This window comes from Vibrio sp. 1402 (genome assembly GCF_033340275.1).
Window position 1 is genome coordinate 1 of sequence record NZ_JAWOWE010000587.1, and the last position, 548, is coordinate 548.

General features: G+C 47.6%; 1 protein-coding gene. It reads right to left on the reverse strand.

Going from position 1 to position 548, the window contains the following annotated elements; genetic code table 11:
* The coding region (locus tag R7044_RS27395) for a tellurite resistance TerB family protein (RefSeq protein WP_225456248.1) at positions 1–548 on the reverse strand (548 nt) is incomplete at both ends.

Sequence of the window (548 nt, forward strand, 5' to 3'; positions counted from 1 at the left end):
GAGTGACGCTAAATAGATCTCAGAAGCTTGCTGTGGTGTCGACGCTTGGCTTGCGATTTCTACTGGATCAAGTGGCTTATGCAACTCTTGCTGAACCAACTGACGAACATGTTCATCTGCCCCCATTTCTGTAAGGGCTTGTTCAATTCGGGCCATTTCCACATCATCGACATGACCATCTGCTTTGGCTGCACCAATCATGGCTTTTAAAATTAATACGCTGTGTTTGCTATCTTGTGGATCGAAGGGGTCATGGACGCCTTGATCACTCTGCTTAGCTTGCCAATCGTTATACACTTTGTAGGCAAGTGCACCGAGTGCTGCCGCTCCACCGACTTTAAGCGCGCCAGAACCCATTTTCTTCGCCATCTTTTTGCTTTTCTTTGAGCCCATAAGCATGCCAATCAATCCACCACCGATGGCTCCTGCGCCGAGAGTTTTGAACTGGCTAGAGCTGGATGATGATTTGATGTTTTGAGTTTGCTTACCCAGGGCGCCAGCACCTTGTTTGAGTAAATCAGAGTTGAGCGCTTGGTTTAGAAGACTTT